The following is a 16,465-nucleotide window of genomic DNA, read 5'->3' as shown; positions in this document are numbered from 1 at the left end:
TGTGATGTCATGAGCGCGATCGACATCGAACACGAACTGACGATATGGATGACCGACGACATCCCCACGCGCATGTTCTACGCAGGCCGCCGCTGGCGCATCACCGATACCCCTACGCGCCTTCGGCACTCGATCTGGGATCAGCCGACCGACGGCCACGCGCTCTACGGGTGGAGGTTTCAGGCAACCGACGAAGACGGCGCCACCTACGTGTTCGACGTCTATCGAGAGGAAGCTGGCTGGCACGTTCATCACACGTACCGCTGAAGCCACCAAGGAGTCATCCGACGCGGGCGGCGACACGCGCGGGTAGAGTCTGACGCCTAAGAACCGGTCCTCCGCAACTGGCGGCTAATCTTCCCCCGTGCCCCTCAGCTCCCTTGCCCCATACGGGGCGGCCGCGCTCATCGGCCTTCTCGTCGGCATCCTGTTGACCGTTCTTGTCTATGGCGGAACACGACGCTTTCGCGCGTACCTGCGCGCCCGTCGGGAGGAACGCATCCGCGAGCGGCGCATGAAGGCCTCGGCCAAGCCCCCGCTCCCGCAGCTCTGGAATCCCGGGCCTGCGCAAACGGCGACCGGCACGCACTCACGCCATCCCAGTACCGGCACCATCAACGACTTCCTGGACGGCCCGCGCCAGCGACCCGACTTCAATCCAGAAGCCGGACCGCGCGACTGGTGAGCCTGCGGAGTTGACCGGAGTGGCCCCGCCGTTCCGGTCCCGCTCGCTCGCTAGGCTGGGCCAACTTCGACCATTGGGGGCTTTTGTGGACACCGACACCTCGGGATGGATCGCTGGACTCGGTATCGCCGGCGTGCTGTTTGCGATCGTTCTCTACCTTGGAACGCTCGCGCTCACCCTGTGGGTCTTCTACCTGATCATTCGGACCGCCGTGAAGAACGGCATTCTTCGAGCTGACGAGGAACGGGCACGCCGCCGCTACCCCGGCTGACCAGCCCCCGCCCGCCCGCCGCGGCCATGGTCCTAGAGGCCGCGACCTGGACCGCCCCGAGCATCGACACCCGCAGCGGCGGCGGCAACTACCGTCGGGTGCGCCGCGCCAGCCGTACGCGCCGCGCGTTGCAGGTCGGTGCGCGCCGCTACCCGCGAGTCCTCGACGGTCGCTTCCGGGACGCCTCGGTCGAGGGTGGCGGCGATGGCTTCTCTCGCTGTCCCGGCAGACGCGGCGATAACGACCGCGTGGTTGCGCTGTCGTCCCCGGGTCAGGCCGACATAGAGGCCGGCGGCATCCACGTCCGGGCCGACGAGGCATTCATCCGTCGTCTCTCCTTGGATTCCGTGAACTGTCGTTGCATAGGCGAGGTGAACGTGGTCGGCGACGTAGTCCAGGGGGATACGCCGACGGTCGGTGGAATCGCTGATGTTCTGAAGCTCCATCCGGTCGGTTCGAATTCGGCTGATAATCCACGTGGCACGGTTTTGCACTCCGGCGTGGGTGTCGTTGCGCCGAGTTTGAACAACGTCTCCCTCGAGCAGGCGCTGACCGTCCTGACCAAAGGCCGCCCGGTTTGGTAGAAGCTCGCCTGCCTCCACCCGCCGCTGCTGGATTGCTTCGTTCACCGCGTCCGCCTCGTCATTGCTGCCGACCACCAGGGCCGTCCGCATCCTTGCGTGCTGGGCAGCGAGCCATGCGTCAACCATGATGCTGCGGGCTCGGTCGGTGCTATCTGCACGGATGACGTGACCGCCGGCGTCGAGGTCGACGGCCACCGCGAGGGCTTCCTCGCGTGTTGCCGCGTTGCGAAGGCGAAGGGTGAGGGCGGCATAGGTCCGATCGGTGAAGCGGTGGACATCGGTGAGCTCGACGGTTCTGTTCGCGTGCTGGCGCAGGAGTGCCATCGCACCTGCGTGACCGACGGGTGCGGCTTGGTGCGGGTCTCCGACCATCGCGATCCCGGTGCCGGTCTGAAGGGCGAGCTCGGCGAGTGCGCTGGCCGACTGCAGGTCGACCATGCCGGCCTCGTCGACGATGATGCGGTCCCCGTCTTGTAGTGGGAACTGGCGCGGGCCGGAGTAGATCCACCCGCCGTCGTCGACGTCACCCGGAGCGAGCTGGCACCACACTTGCACGCCGGTCTCGTCATATCTCCACCGGTAGCCGTGATCGTGGAGAAGCGCGTGAAGGCTGGATGCGGTGGCGCCGATCTCGCGTTCGGCGACCGTGGCCGCCTTCTTGGTGGGAGCGACCACGATCATTCGTCGTTGCTGCGCGGCAAGTCCGTGCGACGCGATCTTCAGGATGGTGGTCTTGCCCGCGCCGGCGGGCCCGGTCACGGTCACCAGGCGGTCGGTGCCCACCAGCGCCGTCACGGCGTCGAGCTGTCCGTCGGTGAGTCGCGTTTTCGACTGGAGGGCACGCGCGAGCCTCACAACCGCGTCGCGCGCGGGCACGTCTCCGGGTGTGGAGAGGCGGGCGAACAGGGCGGCGACGCGGAGCTTGAGCATGACCGTCCGCTCGGCCATGAGGGCTTTGATGTGTGCCGGCTTGTCTTCATCGTCGGGGATGAGGTCGATGGTTTGCGCGAGCGCACGATCTGCGATGTCGTCGATCAGTTCCTCTACGACGGCGCGTTCGGTGACGATGCCACTTTGCGCGAGTGCCCTGATTGCGCCCGCCCGGAGATCCCACGGGCTGAACCTTCCACTGCTGGACACCGAGCGATCGTCGGCGTCCACGACTGCGACACCGGCGAGCTGAGCACGGTCCACTTCTCCGATGGGGACCGCTCGGGCGAGTGTGGGAGATCTGCGACACTGCAAGGTCGGGTCGATCGCCGCGAGTTCGTCACGTACCCTTTCGATCCACGCATCTTCGTCGAGACGGCCGGGTTTGTTTGGGCGGCCTATCGCCCACGCTCGTTCGTCGATGTGGTGCAACTCCTCTGGGCCCGGCTCGGTATCTGGATGCAACTCCTTCCACGCCGCGATGAGTGACAGACGGTTGGCTTCGATCTGGTTGGAGCGTCGGGAGAACGGTCGCACCGCTTCGACGAGCTGCGAGATCTCACCGGCGCTGTCGAGGGTGTACCCGTGGGCCGCGAGGGCGGCGAGCCACTGCGGGTCTGTGCGCGCTGCCAGTTCGCCCTCCGCGTTGATGACGGTGTGTAGTTTCATGGCGACACGAGAGTCGACGTTGGACCATTTCCCGTCGGCCCCTTGGACCTTGATGTTCAGCCAGAGGTGTCGATGCACATGCGGATCCAGGGCCCGCGAGCGGCGATGCTGCAGCTCGACCACCTCAAGCCTGGCAATGTCCTCGCGGATGCAGCCGCCCGCGCCGCGGCGAGCGTTGAGGTCACGCCGCCAGGTGGTGATGATGCGATCGCGAAGCCGGTCCTGCAAGGCCTCGAACTCCGCGGCGATCTCCGGGTTGATGATCGCGGCGATGCTGTAGGACTTGGGAAAGTTGATGGTGCCGTCGAGCATCAGGTCGGCGTTAGGCGAGCGCATCTGCCGACCGCGTGGCTCACCGGATGCCGGGTCCTCCCCCGAGATCCACCGGCGCAGAGCGCCGACACTCAGCGCATCAACATCGACCGCATCGCAGGTTGCGACGAACCGAGTGACCGCAGCGCCACCCCCGTAACCGAGCGCCGCCTCGACACCCTGCAGACTGCCGAAGTGTGCGTCGCAGGTCGCCTCGGTCGCGTACGCGACGGCATTGCTCACGCCCCGCGAGTCCACCCCGCGCTTCCATCTCCGCAGCCCGCCGCGCATGCCAACAGGCTAGCGAGAATTGCCCATCTGCGACACACCTTCGCAAGAAGTGCCTACGTGCATTGCATCCATCTGTGCGCTCGTCGGACAATTGCCCCGCGCAGCCAGCCGTCCGTCGAGCGTAGATGGGACTGTCATCGAGCAGCGTCTCGATCGGGTCTATTGCGACTTGCCTCAACCGGTAAGGCGCTTACGTTCCCGCACTGAGTGCGGGGGTCGACCCCGGCGACCAGCGAGGGCCGGGTTGAGTGCACACCTGTGCAAGTCAGGTCGGCGGCTCTCGTTAGGTTCGTTGCCACGCCTGTAGTGCCCAACACCCAGCCATGAGTCGCTGTGGTCACCCGCTCGACGTCGTCAAGGAACTTGAAGGCGGCCGCGCCTCACACCCGCAAGACCTTCGGCCGGGGTGGAGCGCTCGAGATAAGCGAGCCTCATCGAGCCCATACGATCGGCTCATGGCAGTTGCGCCGACGGCAGCTCGCGATCGATCGCGGCGAAAGCGGACTCCGAAGTGGGTGCGGGTCACAGCGGACGTTGTGGCGATCGTCGTGTTGCTCGCGACGATGGGAGTCTGCTTGGCGTGGGTGATCTTCGAGCAGCCCTCGTGGGATGAGGACGCGCAGGGCAGTTACAGCTCGATCGGAATTGTCGGAACGGAGCACGTCCCGTTGCGCGGCGGAGGATTCGTCACCTCGGACCCGTCCCTCGACCTGTGGGTGCTCCAGGACGATGACGGAAACGAGGGTCTGGCCGGAATCTTTCGCATCAACCCCGTTGGCATTGATGACAACGACGACGCCGCGAAGGTGGGGCTCATCTTGCCGCTGCGCTCCCAGTTCACAGTTGGCGGCGTCGGACCTCCTGGACAGATGGTGGTGGTTCAATCTTTCGCGAACCCCGACAACGAGCCGCGACCGCTCTCGTGTGCCGCTTCGGAGATGCCGGGGACTGATGACGCGAACGAGATGGGTGTCGCGATGTGGCAGGGGCTGGAGTGGACTGCCGAATGCTTGCCGGAGGCAACAGTGATTTGGACCCATCTCCCGCGTGAACCCAAAGAAGACGCAGGCTGGTTTGCCGACGACAGTCAACGAGTGATGACCTCCACTGCGGGAATGATCGATTTCCGAATCCCGGCCTTTGATGGCGTCACGCGGACGACTTTCGACACCTGGACGTTCAAGGCTCATATCGAGAGTGGGCGCCTGCTGCCAGGTACGGACATACAGCCACCTGACGACTTGCTCCCGGGTATCACTCCGGTTCTCGCACTGCATGATTCGGGCGAGATGACGGTCCACGATCCGCGGCCACGAACCGACCGCGCCTTCCGACCGTGGCTCGACATCGAAGCCCACACTTGGGAGATGCCACTCGACGGTCGAGTTGTGGAGTACTCCGCCACATTGACGAAGCGAGGCGAACACTCAGCTCGTCAGGTTGTGGGATTCCTCGCCCCCGCACTCGCTGCGATTGCACTCACGGGCCTGCCTACGTGGGTTTACAGACGATTCCGGCCAGCATCGAGGCGGTAACGAGTCGAGCCCCCGCGCGACACGCAATCGCCCAGAGAAGCCGCACGCGTCAACTCCTAACCGGTCTTCCGACGGCTGTCGTGCGTAGTTCGCGGTTTCAGCCATACCGCAGCGTCTCTGGTAGCCAAGACCGTCAGCGTCATGACCGCCGTGATGGGCGCCAGTTGAAGACCGTCGCGAAAGTGCCGAACCCAACGCGAGCGACGCGACGGCTTCAGTCCGGGGATCCACGGATCAGCCTGTAGCTGCCCCGCAAACCATTCGTTATCGAGTTCGCGGCGTCCCCATTGAACGACGTGACTCGCTATGTCTGCCCCAATCACCACTTGAGCACGCCGGCTCAGAGCATTCCGGAGGTGCTGTAGCCTCCGAGCCACCCACGTCGCGACCACGGAGTCTTCCTGGGGTAACTCCGCGAGCAGGCGAGGTAGCAGGAGGGCGTACTCGAGCTCGTTCGGCGACCACCAGCTAGCCACTGGAGCTCGCGACGCGGCGCGCGTTCCACGCTCAAGTGTGTCAAGCACGCGACTAACAATCTGTGCGCGGCGGAGCTCCGCTGCTTCTCGACGACGGCGTCGGAACTCGAGCAGCGCAAGCCATATCGTGACCGCGAGCGTCGCCGCCGTTGTGGCGAATGCGATGAATGCGGCTTCCATCGACCGAAGGCTATCGGAGTCCCTGAGAGGCGGGCTCGCTCTCGACGAGGTGTTTCGCGGCTATCGGTTTCGACGCGCTAATAGACCCTCTCGCGGGCGTCAGCGTAACCATGGGCCGCTGACCGAGCGTATCGAAGCCACCTCAGCCCAACCCCGGCGGGGATACGGTCAAGCGTACGTCCGCGCGACCCAGCGAGCATACGCGGGGTGGCGAGCCCAAGACAGACCCAGCGGTTGGATTGCGACTAGCGGCCCATCATGCGTTCGAACCGCGCATGTGCGTCCGGGTCGAGCGCGATCTGCATGTACAGGTTCTCTCGTTCGACCTGCGCAAGCTGAAGTTCGTCCGACCGGCTCACCCGAGAGAGGATCGCCTTCTCGGTCAGCTTCGTCAGCGGGTCACCGACGCCTCTGCGAAAGTTGAACCCCAGTAGTTGGAGCACGGTAACGGTTTCAGCCGAAAGCAACGGCTTCAGATCGCTGATCGACTTCTTGAACGCGGTACCCGAAGCGCCTTGAGCGTCCGCGACCTTCTCAAGCATCGGCACGACGGTGTCGGCTATGTACCGGACATCACCTGCCGTGAGTGTCTGAGCGACGAGCTCCGCTTGGAACGCCTGCGCGATTCGCGTCAGCTCCGCCTTGTCATCGATGAGTTCACTGATGATCTCCTCGAGCCCAGCGATCGTCTCGTCAGTCTTCTTGCCTGCGCGGAGCGAGCGGACTTTGTCGCTGACGAGCTGGGCAGAGCTACGGGCCGCCGCAGCCGTCAGCGAAGCCGCGAGCTGATGCATTTCCGGGGGCATGTCCATACTCGCCGAGCTTACGATGTGGTCATGCACAGGGTCAATAATTCGGACAGTTCCACGGTCAACCGATCGGACAAAAATTAGTGCAATAATCCTTGCATGACGCCGACCGACACCATGCTTCGTCAGTACACCGGCACACATCCCTGGTTGAGCTTCACCGTCGATCTCAATCGGCTCTCACACGCGGTATGGATGCTCTTGGGCGAAGCGGAATCGAAGTGCGAACACCTCGCGGGCGCCGCCCTCACCCCAAGCGTCGCCTCCGAGCTGCACAGCATCATTCTGACGAAGGGGATCCACGGCACCACCAGCATCGAAGGCAACACCCTCAGCGAGGACGAGGTGCGCCAGCGCATCGATGGCGAACTTGAGTTGTCGAAATCCCGCGAGTATCTCGGCACAGAGGTCGACAACATTCTCGGCATCTGCAACGATCTCGCCGATGAGATGCGGGCTGGGAGCGACTTTGCGCTGAGCGTAGACCGGATCAAGGAGTTCAACCGTCGGATCTTGACTGGACTCCCACTGCGGGAGGGCGTCGTACCGGGAGTCACTCGCACGGACAGCGTCATCGTGGGAATCTCGGGATACCGTGGCGCCCCCGCCGAAGACGCAGAGTTTCTCCTCCACCAGATGGTCACCTGGCTCAATCAACTGCAGGCGCCTGACTCCCAGCCTGAGATGCGATTTCCCATCGCAGTGATGAAGGCGATCCTGGCACACCTCTACATCGCGTGGATCCACCCGTTCGGTGACGGCAACGGGCGCACGGCCCGCATGATCGAGTTCCAACTCATGATCGAGGCTGGAGTTCCTTCCCCTGCCGCGCATTTGCTGTCCAACCACTACAACCTGACACGCGACGTCTACTTGATCGAGTTGGACAAGACCAGCCGGCTTCAGGGCTACCCCATCGAGGGATTTGTTCGATACGCGATCCAGGGCCTGGTCGATCAACTGCGCGAGCAGATTGGCATCGTTCGGCAGCAGCAACTCGCTGTCACGTGGGTGAATTACGTCCACGACAACTTCAGAGACGAGGACACCCCCGCCAAGCGCCGCCAGATGCACCTGGTTTTGGACATGCCGTCGGGTGAAGTAGTTGCGAAGGCGAAACTTCCCGAAGTGAGCGCTCGGGTTCTTCGCGAGTACGCAAACAAGGAAACCAAGACCCTCTCGCGCGATATCAATGAACTGCTTCGCAGAAAGTTGGTCGTGCGGAGCGGAAAGGGTTTCCGCCCGAACCGCGAACTGATCGAGGCATTCCTCCCGATCCGGTTGAACGGAAACGTGTGACCAGCCTCCGCCAGTAGCTATTCGCGCCGAGGCTCGGCGAGAGAACTACGTCCCCCCAAGCAGGAGTCTCCGCCGTGCGGTTGCGGTGCTCCCGGGTCGCGCGCAAGGGGATGCCGGACACTGCAATCGCCGGCGCCGCGTAGGAAGCGCCGGCTTCACCTCTACTCGGACGAACACCTGCGCGATCCAATAGTTTGAATGCCAGTTCGCCGAGCGCGGCCGGCGCAGAGTCAGGAGGATCTTATGTCGGAGCTCTGGCAAGGGGTGCTGTGGGGCGCACTCCTCTCTATCCCAATCGGAATCATCGTCAATGTGTCTTCCCCCGCGATCAGTCGAGCACTGGACCGCCGAAACTCAACGGCCGCCGCGAGACGATCTGCTGAGGATCTGGAGTTTCGGGCAGAAGCAGCTCGGCTGGCCAAGGACAGACCAGCTCTTTACACGGTGCTACTCGAGTCATTGTTGAGAATCGCGTTTGTCACGGCGATCTTCGGCGCGCTCGCTGGCGTCCTCACGCTTGTCGGACAGCTCCTCGATCCCGTAATTGCGATGACCTACATCGGGTTCTTCGGACGGGGAATCGAGTTCCTCCCCAGCCTCGTTTTTGCAGCTAGTCAGCTCGCAGCGTTGATCGGAACGATCCTCGTACTGAACATTGCTCGCCAGGCCATCATCTTGATTCGCGAGGTGCGCAAGGTCAGTATCGCGCCCTAAAGGCCATCACATCGGACCGGCTGACGCGGGGCCGGCGGCACACGCTGCGCCCGCCCTTACCTCGACGGTGGGTCGGGCGTTTCACTCTGTTCGGTTAGGGCTTCGATGTGAAGACCCGCGCCCCATCGGATGTAGTAGGCGATGAAGGGGTCTGCGATACTGAGAACCGAGTTCGGGCCGTCTTCTACGTATTCGAGGACCGGCTCTACGCCCGCGTAGATGTACGTCCCGTCCGCGTCCTCCTCGTCCAGCAGTTCCTCCGGCAGCACGTCTTCTTCCAGACTTCGCCCGGCGATCCGCGTCATGTGCTTTAGGAATCGCGTGACCTGATGGTCGGCCGGCTTGGCACCTTCGCCCACGAGGACATCGATGGCGCTGTTCAGCTTCTGTCGCGTGATCACCAGCTCGGGCAGGGTAGCCGCCACGGCCAGCAGAATCAGCCCGTAGCCGTCGACCTTTCGGCCGTCAACGATGTCGTAGGTCGTGCGAGTGTTGCCACCCTTCTTGGGTCCGCTCAGCAGTCGGGCGAACCATTGGCCCGCGCGGCCGTCCACCTGCTTGCGAAAGAACTCGTCCCAGTCCGCCGGTTCATGCAAATCCCGCGCAGGTTGGACCGCCTCGGAGATTTCGTTCACGTCGCGCACGAACTCGCGGCAGAGCCGCTGCATCAGGTGCGGGCTTCCGAAACTGTTCTCGGCGAGCGTCCGAGCGAGCCGATTCTCGTAGTCGACCACGCGGAGTTTCTCGAACCCGCGCCTCGCGATCACGAGCAGCTCGTCGATCTTCCAGAGCTCGATGCGGAGGGGCTCTGTCCGTCCCGCCATGTCATCGACAGCCTGGGGTACATCGAGAACTCGGTGCGAGATCGCGGCAAAGACGACTCGCGTGTCGTTGTAGACGAGTGGCTTTACAGCCTGGACGATCTGCTGCTGCACATCGCGAGCGATGAAGTGGAAGTCGTCTACGACCAGAACGCGGCCACTATCCTGCAGCGCCTTCCGCGACTCGACCGAGGTGACCCGGACGGCGGACTTGCCCAAGCTCTGACCTGTGCTCGTCGTCACTTTGCCGCCGACATTGAAGACGCCGGCGTTGACTCCTCCGCCACCCTCCAGGCTGTCGTTCGAGTCGGAGGAAGTGCCGGAGTCCACGTAAAGACCAAGCTCGTTACCCACGAGCGCCCAGAACGTCTCCGCGCTGTCGATTCCCTGCGCCTCAATCCACACAGGCGTTTCGATTACCTCGCGCAGCAGCACAGTCTTTCCGGTTTTGGTTGGGCCGACGAGCGTGAGGATCGCTCCGCCGTCATCCAGATAGAGGCGCAGCCGCTCTTCGAGTTCGCGGTCCGAGCGGGGGTTGTACGTGTACTGGGGGTTCCTCCCCGGCACGAAAACGTCGCTCGTTTTGATGGGCTTTGCCATGTCGAGACCATATCGCGAGGGGCGGGCTCCGGACGGGGCACGAGGAGCATTGGTTCAGGGAGGTTCAACCCATCCCCGGACCAAGAACACCGGACGCGGGCGGCAAGGAATCTTTCCAGTACGAATTGGGCAGTGTGCTGCGAACATCCGACAGGTTCCCGGCCACATGGCACTCAGTCGAGCGCCCGGAACGGTCCCTGTCCAGACGCGGCACGCTCATGCATCCGAGATGCCGCCGCCTCGCACTCTGCTCCCGCTCCGACAATCGGCCGATCAAGCGGGGAGGGGATGACGCAGTGCCCGAGTGAGCGGTTGATAAGCGGAGCTTGGAGCGCAGCGGAGAGCGGAGTCTGCAAATAGCGATCGAGAGGAACGAAGTCGTCCACGCCCCGCTATCCTCTCGCCGTCGGAGGGAGGGGAAGCCGCGCCCCGGTCGACCGGGCCTGGCGCCGCGCCCAGGCTAACGCCGACCGCTTTCCTTGAGGCATCGGCGTGGCGAATCGAAATGTGCCGATGAGCCTTTTCGGGTGGTCGATACAATTGGGGCAGGAGGCGTGATGCGACCCGATTCATCGGCCTGGCGAGTCAGTGATGCCGTCGCGTACGACGGCGCGCTGAGTGCTGCAGACGATGGTCTTGCGGGAGGTTCCGATCTCAGTCGCGCGGTGACCCATCGGGCGAGCGTGCTGCAGGCGGACGGGTTTGACCGCCCCGCTGTTGAGTCCCTCGGTCCGGCACCAGACCCGCAGCCGGGGACCGCGGGCGCGAGCGATGACCCCCACGTGATCCTTGAGAAGCGCATCTTGCCGACGGTCTTCGCTGATGCCCGACCGACGGATGCCCCTCGCCTGGTTCTCCTCAGTGGGCAAGCGGGGTCGGGCCGTTCTCGTGCCATCAGCCACCTTCTGGGCGAGGATCCGGACGGGATGGCGGTGATCTCGGCCAACCTGCTTCGCTCGTTCGTGCCTCGGGTGGAGAACGAGAACGCCGGCGCCGGTCAAGTCGCCGCGACGTCGGCGTCGTGGCTGATCGCTTGTATGCGGCACGCTCGAGAGCACCGACTCTCGCTTCTCCTCGACGGTCCTATTCCGGCGGCTGCGGCCGAGGGCATCCTGACGACATTCGGACAGGTCGGATACGGCACGCATGTCGCAGTGGTCGCTTCCGCGCGTGCGGAGAGCCTCCTGGCCGTGGCGTCGGCGTACGCGTCGGGCGATCGCGCGCGGCGCCCGCCGGAGCTGGTCCCCGTCGAGCAGCATGATCGCGATTTGGAAGAGGCGCGCGCACTACTGGCGAAGGCAGGGGCCGTGGGTGCCCGACTGACGGTGTTCGACCGAGACGGCGGCGTCGCCGTCGATCAGGTGGACGGACCGTCGGCGGTGCGAGCTTTCAATGCCGCCAGCCGGACCCCGATGTCCACGCTCCAAACGGTGCAATGGTTGAGCGAGCTGAAGCGCGTGACCGCCTACGCTCGTCACCCCTCATCGCCGTTGCCGGAACTGGGGCCCCATCTGATCGCCCTCCATGAGGCAGCGATCCGTGAGGTTGTGCCGAACCTTCGAATCCCCACCGGCTCGGTCGTGGCCCGAGACTTGGAGAGTCGCCTTGCGAGCGAACTCGTCGTGCTCCGTCGGGCCGCTGCGCCGAGGCTCGTGCAAGAGTCGCCCGCACCTATTCCTACGCCCCCGGCGCCACAGACTGATGGGCCTTCGAGATGAGGCGCCTGATCGGATACTTGCGACCATGGTGGCCGGGTGAAGACCTCACTATCGACATTGAGACTCTCGCCGAGGCGGGTGCCGAGGTAATCCTGACGGACGCCGGCGTCGAGGGTCCGTTGGATGACGGAAGCGCGCTGCGCTCGCTCGAGTCGGGTGACATCCTGCTGGTGTCCAGCGCCGCGCGGCTCGGATCCTCACTTCCGCGGGTCGTTCAGACCATCGCCGAGCTGGGTCGCCAGGGTATCGCCCTTCGTTCACTCAACGAGCCCGCGCTGTCCACCGATGCCGGCGTGGCCGATCCCGCGGAAGTGTTTGCCACGTTGGAGGGCCTCCGCCGGAGGCTGGCGGGCATCCGAACACGGCAGGGTATGCTGCAAGCCGAGGCTGCCGGCCGGCGACCAGGCCGGCCGTCGGTGATGACTCCCGATCGCGTTGCCGTGGCGGCGGAGTTGCGCCGCCAGCACCGCTCGATCGCACATATCGCCCGCGTGATCGGTGTAAGTCCGAGCGCCGTGCAGCGCGCCCTCTCGGTACCGGTGTGAGCCGGGAGTAGATCAGCCGGGCGGCGTGAGTCCATCCCCGTGCGCGACGATCGTTGCTGCGACGACCGTCCCGAACACACAGATCGAGGAGATCAGGGCCAGGAACGTGGCACGGCGAGATCGACGACGAACAGCGGCGATCAGCGCGGCAGCCCCGAAGATGATCGCCGCACAGGGGAACACGATGGTCGCGATCACGGCGACCGTCGACTCGAACGTGAGCATCGTCTTGACCTCCTCAGCCTCGTCTACCGATCGGCGAGACGTTCCAGTTCTTTTGTGATGGCTGCTCGGTGTGCGGTGGGATCCACGATTGCGGCTTCCACGAGATGGGAGAGCCGCTCAAGCACGGTTTGGTCGACTCTGCTGAGTGGCTCGAGGCACCATGCGATGTCCTCGCCGACGGTGTACCCGGGCTCGTCAATGTGTCTGGTCGGGTAGTAGCTGAACGCGGACACCGCGGTTCGCCAGAGCGTGCTTTCGGTGTGGGCTCGGTCGATCATGATGTTCCTCTCGAAGACATTGTGGCGACGGACGGCGCCGCGGGGGACGATCAGATGTGAAGTTGTGGACCCACTGTCCCCGGTGGGAGGTGGGGAAGAGTCGGGTCGGCGTGGGTGGGTCGTCGTGGCACGCGGCGAAGGCGATCGTTGATGTCGCGTGCGATCGCGTCCATGCGTGCGTCTTCGGTCTCTTGCTGCCGGCGGAGCAGCTCTCGTGCGGCCTCCACGCGTCGTCGCGATGCGGACTTGTAGTCGGCGACCTCGGGATCGGTGGCCCGGCGATGCGCAGCACGTGCACGAGCGCAGTCGCGCCTCCACGCTGCGAGAAGGTCCGGCGGCGTCGCGAGTGCGACAACAGCGTCGCGCAACTCTTGTCGCGTGTAGCTCCGCGCGAAGAACTCGTCCGCGTTGCGTTGGTTCTCATCACGCTCCGTGGGGCGCACCACGTGCCGTCGTGGGGGCGGAAGCCCGAGCTCGCGGCGCCGCCGTTCACGAGACCGATACTGCTTCGCCTTGGCACGGGCTTCTTCCGGGTTCGCCGCGTACCGCGCCCGAGCTCGCTCCAGGATCTGCTCGCGGTTCTTCTCGTAGTACCTGCGTTCTGTGTCGATCCGCGCGCCGGGGTTATCAAGTCGGTGGTCGCGCAAGCACTGGTTCTGTTCATCGCGATGACTGTCGCGCCACCTTTGCTGTCGCGCGTTCGCCATCGCGCGGTAGCGCTCAGGGTTCTCGGCCTTCCGGCGTGCTCGCGCGACGCGCTGCTGTTCGAGGACTCGCTCCCGATTGCGTTCGTACCAGCCACGGGCGTAGTCCTTGCGGCGTTCCCGCTTTGCCGCCTCGCGCTTCTTCCGGAGGTGCTGCCTGTGCATGGAGAATCGGTTGAGTTCTCGAGCGCGATCGGGGTTCGCCGCTTTCCACGCCAGGTTGGATTCCCGCACGCGCTCTCGGTTGCGTTCTCGCCACGCCCGCATGAGCTCCGCCTCGCGCTCCCGCCTCTCTCGCATGCGATCGCTCTCCCGAGGTTTCCGCGAGCGTCGGATCTCCGAGTGCGCCGATTGAGCCCGCTGAGGCGGGTTGGGGTCGGGGGTCTCGCCTGCGACCGGCGGGGTGCTCATACGCCGGCTCCAGCTGCCAGCCGGTCGATCAGGTCGGGGCGGAACCCGTACCAGTGGTTCTCCGGTTCGTCATCGACGATGACAACCGGCGCCTGCGTGTAGCCCAGCTGATCGGTGACGTACTCAAGAGCCGCGTCCTTGGTGCGCAGATCGACCTTGGTGAAGTCAACGCCGCGGCGTTTGAGGTGCTCGAAAGTCTGTGTGCACTGGACGCACGCCGACCCTGCGGAGTAGACGGTGACGCTGGTCATGACTCACCGCCTCGCATCCGAGCCGTGTGCGCGCGCTTCGACCCAGTCGTCCAGTTCGTCGAGCGGGTAGACGATCCGGGCGCCGAGCTTTCGGTACGGCGGCCCGATCTGGCGGTACCGCCACATCGAGAGCGTGCGCAGGGTGATGCCCGGAAGCATCGCGACCACCTGCGCCGGGGTGACGAACGTGTGCGAAAGGCGCTGCGTCACCGAGTGATCCAGTGTGCTCATCTCGACCTCCGTTGCGTACTTGCGTCTCGACTTGACACGAGTGAACCATTTAGAGATACACTCGTCAAGAGGAAAGCGTGAACCCCTGACGCGACTAGACATAATGGGGAGGTGAAGGTCGACGTGAAGACACTCGATGGCAACCCGATGACCGCAGCAGCGGCAGTGCAGCCGCTGGGATCCGGGCTTCGCATCGCGCCAGGGTTCGCTGCCACCACGACAGATGAAACGACTGGCCTCGCGACGCGCATCGAAGCGAAGTACATCCGCACCACGGGCCGCTACATCGTGACGGCGGTTGCCGTCGAAAGCACCACCGACGCGGTCGAGGTGAACGCGAATACGTTGCGTCAGGTCACCGTGCAGGCGATCGTGCAAGCGGCAGCTCCGCATTGCATCGCGCTCACGCTCGATGACAGCCCCGATGCGACATGGTTGAGCGTCTCTGAGCTCTCGAGCCGTGATGGACGGCTCATCCCCGAATGGCTCGCAGCCGATGTGGTCAAACGCGGATCATCCGAAGCCCGTCTCGACGTCATCCAGATCCTCTACGGTGTGGCTGCCCTATCGGGGCAAGCGCCGCTCCGGATGATCATGGACGAACTCGGAGTTCCTCATCGCACCGCCTCCGATTGGACGCAGAAGGCGAGAGCAGCAGGACGCCTCGACGGAATGTCAGCAGCCGCCGGCCGAAAGGCCGATGGGTAGCATCCACAGCTACACCACCAGCGAAGGCAAGCGGTACATGGTCAAGTACCGCAAACCCGACCACTCACAGACCTCCAAACGCGGCTTCAAGACCAAGCGCGACGCAGAGCGCTTCCTATCCTCGACGTCCGTCGAGATCGCTGAAAAGCGATACATCGACCCCACCGACGCGAGGATGACAGTCGGCGAGCTCGGCGCTATCTGGATGACAGACCAGGAAGCGGTCCTCAAACCCTCATCTGTTCACCCTCTGGAGTCGGCGTGGAGGATCCACGTCGAACCCGCATGGGGTAACCGACAGGTCGGCGACATCCGCCACAGCGACGTACGCGCCTGGGTATCGCAGCTCTCCGCCACGCTCGGGCCGACCACCGTGATCCGCTCATTCGGGATCCTCGCCGCGATTCTCGATATCGCCGTCCGGGACCGACGACTCGCCGACAATCCCGCCCGGGGCGTCAAGCTCCCGAAGAAGCGCCCGAAGCCCCGCGTCTACCTGACGCACCGACAGGTCGCCGAGCTCGCCCAACGAGCCGCCTATCCTCACGTCGTCTACTTCCTCGCCTACACCGGTCTCCGGTGGGGCGAAGCGACGGGCCTTCGTCTACGAGACATCGACCTTCCCCGCCGTCGCGTCACCGTGTATGAGAACGCCGTGCTCGTGAACGGCCACATCCACGTCGGCTCACCAAAGTCCCATCGAACCCGGTCGGTGCGATATCCGGACTTCCTGGATCCGATGATCCGGTCGCTGTTCGTCGGGAAGGACGCGACACAGCTTCTGTTCGGCGACGGGACCAATCACCTCCGGCTGCCCAACTCCAAGGACGGCTGGTTCGCCAAAGCGGTCAGGCGCGCTCAGAAGGAAGATCCGACTCTCCCGCGAGTCACACCGCACGACCTCCGCCACACCGCGGCAAGCCTTGCGATCAGTGCCGGAGCGAACGTCAAGGCCGTCCAACGAATGCTCGGCCACGCCTCCGCGGCCATGACGCTGGACACCTACGCCGATCTCTTCGACGACGATCTCGATGCCGTCGCGACCGCCCTCGCACATGCGCGGAATCGGTCGATCTACCCGCCCTCTGATACGCCCGTCGTGCTGCCGCCAGAGGTCCCCGGCATCGGCATCTGAGTCCGCCGCCGAAGACATTTGTTCTCAAGATGTTCTCACGGCGGGATTCGGCGCAAGAGGAAAGCCCCGCGATCCCAGTGTTT

18 protein-coding genes are annotated in these 16,465 nt (G+C 64.4%); 10 read left to right on the top strand and 8 right to left on the bottom strand.

The annotated features are described in order from the left end of the window. Positions 1 to 9: 9 nt before the first annotated feature. The 3 genes from ACFQ0P_RS07445 (at position 10) to ACFQ0P_RS07435 (ending at position 956) form a co-directional block, all read left to right on the top strand. Positions 10 to 267, top strand: a complete 258-nt coding sequence (locus ACFQ0P_RS07445; protein ID WP_204977947.1) for a hypothetical protein — start codon at positions 10 to 12, stop codon at positions 265 to 267. Positions 268 to 364: 97 nt separating this feature from the next. Beyond that, positions 365 to 685, top strand: coding sequence for a hypothetical protein (locus tag ACFQ0P_RS07440; RefSeq protein ID WP_204977945.1), 321 nt, complete (start codon positions 365 to 367; stop codon positions 683 to 685). A gap of 85 nt (positions 686 to 770) precedes the next feature. Further along, a complete protein-coding gene (locus ACFQ0P_RS07435) occupies positions 771 to 956 on the top strand; it encodes a hypothetical protein (RefSeq protein ID WP_204977943.1) in 186 nt (61 codons plus the stop codon). A gap of 32 nt (positions 957 to 988) precedes the next feature. Here the strand turns inward: ACFQ0P_RS07435 and ACFQ0P_RS07430 are convergent, their stop codons facing one another. After that, the gene (locus ACFQ0P_RS07430) at positions 989 to 3,694 is read right to left on the bottom strand and encodes an AAA family ATPase (protein WP_204977942.1); all 2,706 of its coding nucleotides are present in this window, start codon (positions 3,692 to 3,694) and stop codon (positions 989 to 991) included. Between the two features lie 503 nt (positions 3,695 to 4,197). Here ACFQ0P_RS07430 and ACFQ0P_RS07425 point away from each other — a divergent pair. Continuing rightward, entirely contained in the window at positions 4,198 to 5,277 is a 1,080-nt protein-coding gene (locus ACFQ0P_RS07425; RefSeq protein WP_204977941.1) for a hypothetical protein, read from the top strand. Between the two features lie 901 nt (positions 5,278 to 6,178). Here the strand turns inward: ACFQ0P_RS07425 and ACFQ0P_RS07420 are convergent. After that, positions 6,179 to 6,745 (bottom strand): hypothetical protein, encoded by a 567-nt coding sequence (locus tag ACFQ0P_RS07420; RefSeq protein ID WP_204977940.1) that lies wholly within the window; start codon positions 6,743 to 6,745, stop codon positions 6,179 to 6,181. Between the two features lie 96 nt (positions 6,746 to 6,841). On the opposite strand from ACFQ0P_RS07420, the gene ACFQ0P_RS07415 reads away from it, so the two are divergent. Together ACFQ0P_RS07415 and ACFQ0P_RS07410 are read left to right on the top strand one after the other, a co-directional pair. Then, entirely contained in the window at positions 6,842 to 8,041 is a 1,200-nt protein-coding gene (locus ACFQ0P_RS07415; RefSeq protein WP_204977939.1) for a Fic family protein, read from the top strand. Positions 8,042 to 8,284: 243 nt separating this feature from the next. Then, the gene (locus tag ACFQ0P_RS07410) at positions 8,285 to 8,755 is read left to right on the top strand and encodes a hypothetical protein (RefSeq protein ID WP_204977938.1); all 471 of its coding nucleotides are present in this window, start codon (positions 8,285 to 8,287) and stop codon (positions 8,753 to 8,755) included. Positions 8,756 to 8,811: 56 nt separating this feature from the next. On the opposite strand, the gene ACFQ0P_RS07405 is transcribed toward ACFQ0P_RS07410, so the two are convergent. Continuing rightward, complete coding sequence (locus tag ACFQ0P_RS07405) at positions 8,812 to 10,176, bottom strand: hypothetical protein (RefSeq protein WP_204977937.1); 1,365 nt, start codon at positions 10,174 to 10,176, stop codon at positions 8,812 to 8,814. Between the two features lie 782 nt (positions 10,177 to 10,958). On the opposite strand from ACFQ0P_RS07405, the gene ACFQ0P_RS07400 reads away from it, so the two are divergent. Further along, a complete protein-coding gene (locus ACFQ0P_RS07400; RefSeq protein WP_378771787.1) occupies positions 10,959 to 11,894 on the top strand; it encodes a zeta toxin family protein in 936 nt (311 codons plus the stop codon). After that, the gene (locus ACFQ0P_RS07395) at positions 11,891 to 12,439 is read left to right on the top strand and encodes a recombinase family protein (RefSeq protein ID WP_204977933.1); all 549 of its coding nucleotides are present in this window, start codon (positions 11,891 to 11,893) and stop codon (positions 12,437 to 12,439) included. Before ACFQ0P_RS07400 ends, ACFQ0P_RS07395 begins: the two co-directional genes overlap by 4 nt. Positions 12,440 to 12,451: 12 nt before the next feature. On the opposite strand, the gene ACFQ0P_RS07390 is transcribed toward ACFQ0P_RS07395, so the two are convergent. The 5 genes from ACFQ0P_RS07390 to ACFQ0P_RS07370 form a co-directional block, all read right to left on the bottom strand. Then, positions 12,452 to 12,664 (bottom strand): hypothetical protein, encoded by a 213-nt coding sequence (locus ACFQ0P_RS07390; protein WP_204977931.1) that lies wholly within the window; start codon positions 12,662 to 12,664, stop codon positions 12,452 to 12,454. 23 nt (positions 12,665 to 12,687) lie between these two features. Then, positions 12,688 to 12,942, bottom strand: coding sequence for a hypothetical protein (locus ACFQ0P_RS07385; protein WP_378771783.1), 255 nt, complete (start codon positions 12,940 to 12,942; stop codon positions 12,688 to 12,690). Between the two features lie 50 nt (positions 12,943 to 12,992). After that, on the bottom strand, positions 12,993 to 13,913 hold the full coding sequence (locus ACFQ0P_RS07380; RefSeq protein ID WP_204977929.1) for a hypothetical protein: 921 nt from the start codon (positions 13,911 to 13,913) through the stop codon (positions 12,993 to 12,995). A 140-nt stretch (positions 13,914 to 14,053) separates the two neighbouring features. Continuing rightward, positions 14,054 to 14,308: a glutaredoxin family protein gene (locus tag ACFQ0P_RS07375; RefSeq protein WP_204977927.1), complete on the bottom strand. Its 255-nt coding sequence runs from the start codon at positions 14,306 to 14,308 to the stop codon at positions 14,054 to 14,056. A gap of 3 nt (positions 14,309 to 14,311) precedes the next feature. Continuing rightward, on the bottom strand, positions 14,312 to 14,539 hold the full coding sequence (locus ACFQ0P_RS07370) for a helix-turn-helix domain-containing protein (RefSeq protein WP_204977925.1): 228 nt from the start codon (positions 14,537 to 14,539) through the stop codon (positions 14,312 to 14,314). Between the two features lie 111 nt (positions 14,540 to 14,650). On the opposite strand from ACFQ0P_RS07370, the gene ACFQ0P_RS07365 reads away from it, so the two are divergent. Next, entirely contained in the window at positions 14,651 to 15,247 is a 597-nt protein-coding gene (locus ACFQ0P_RS07365; protein WP_378771781.1) for a hypothetical protein, read from the top strand. Then, positions 15,240 to 16,382, top strand: coding sequence for a tyrosine-type recombinase/integrase (locus ACFQ0P_RS07360; RefSeq protein ID WP_204977924.1), 1,143 nt, complete (start codon positions 15,240 to 15,242; stop codon positions 16,380 to 16,382). Before ACFQ0P_RS07365 ends, ACFQ0P_RS07360 begins: the two co-directional genes overlap by 8 nt. Positions 16,383 to 16,465: the final 83 nt, after the last annotated feature.

It is taken from the genome of Microbacterium insulae (assembly GCF_042677065.1).
Classification (GTDB): Bacteria; Actinomycetota; Actinomycetes; order Actinomycetales; family Microbacteriaceae; genus Microbacterium; species Microbacterium insulae.
This window is presented reverse-complemented; position numbering and strand designations above follow the sequence as displayed.

Bases quoted from the DNA above. Each gene is read 5' to 3' on its own strand.
- ACFQ0P_RS07420 (WP_204977940.1), bottom strand. From the start codon at position 6,745: ATGGACATGCCCCCGGAAATGCATCAGCTCGCGGCTTCGCTGACGGCT.
- ACFQ0P_RS07410 (WP_204977938.1), top strand. From the start codon at position 8,285: ATGTCGGAGCTCTGGCAAGGGGTGCTGTGGGGCGCACTCCTCTCTATC.
- ACFQ0P_RS07390 (WP_204977931.1), bottom strand. From the start codon at position 12,664: ATGCTCACGTTCGAGTCGACGGTCGCCGTGATCGCGACCATCGTGTTC.
- ACFQ0P_RS07395 (WP_204977933.1), top strand. From the start codon at position 11,891: ATGAGGCGCCTGATCGGATACTTGCGACCATGGTGGCCGGGTGAAGAC.
- ACFQ0P_RS07445 (WP_204977947.1), top strand. From the start codon at position 10: ATGAGCGCGATCGACATCGAACACGAACTGACGATATGGATGACCGAC.
- ACFQ0P_RS07380 (WP_204977929.1), bottom strand. From the start codon at position 13,913: ATGCGGGCGTGGCGAGAACGCAACCGAGAGCGCGTGCGGGAATCCAAC.
- ACFQ0P_RS07415 (WP_204977939.1), top strand. From the start codon at position 6,842: ATGACGCCGACCGACACCATGCTTCGTCAGTACACCGGCACACATCCC.
- ACFQ0P_RS07360 (WP_204977924.1), top strand. From the start codon at position 15,240: ATGGGTAGCATCCACAGCTACACCACCAGCGAAGGCAAGCGGTACATG.
- ACFQ0P_RS07425 (WP_204977941.1), top strand. From the start codon at position 4,198: ATGGCAGTTGCGCCGACGGCAGCTCGCGATCGATCGCGGCGAAAGCGG.
- ACFQ0P_RS07370 (WP_204977925.1), bottom strand. From the start codon at position 14,539: ATGAGCACACTGGATCACTCGGTGACGCAGCGCCTTTCGCACACGTTC.
- ACFQ0P_RS07375 (WP_204977927.1), bottom strand. From the start codon at position 14,308: ATGACCAGCGTCACCGTCTACTCCGCAGGGTCGGCGTGCGTCCAGTGC.
- ACFQ0P_RS07385 (WP_378771783.1), bottom strand. From the start codon at position 12,942: ATGATCGACCGAGCCCACACCGAAAGCACGCTCTGGCGAACCGCGGTG.
- ACFQ0P_RS07405 (WP_204977937.1), bottom strand. From the start codon at position 10,176: ATGGCAAAGCCCATCAAAACGAGCGACGTTTTCGTGCCGGGGAGGAAC.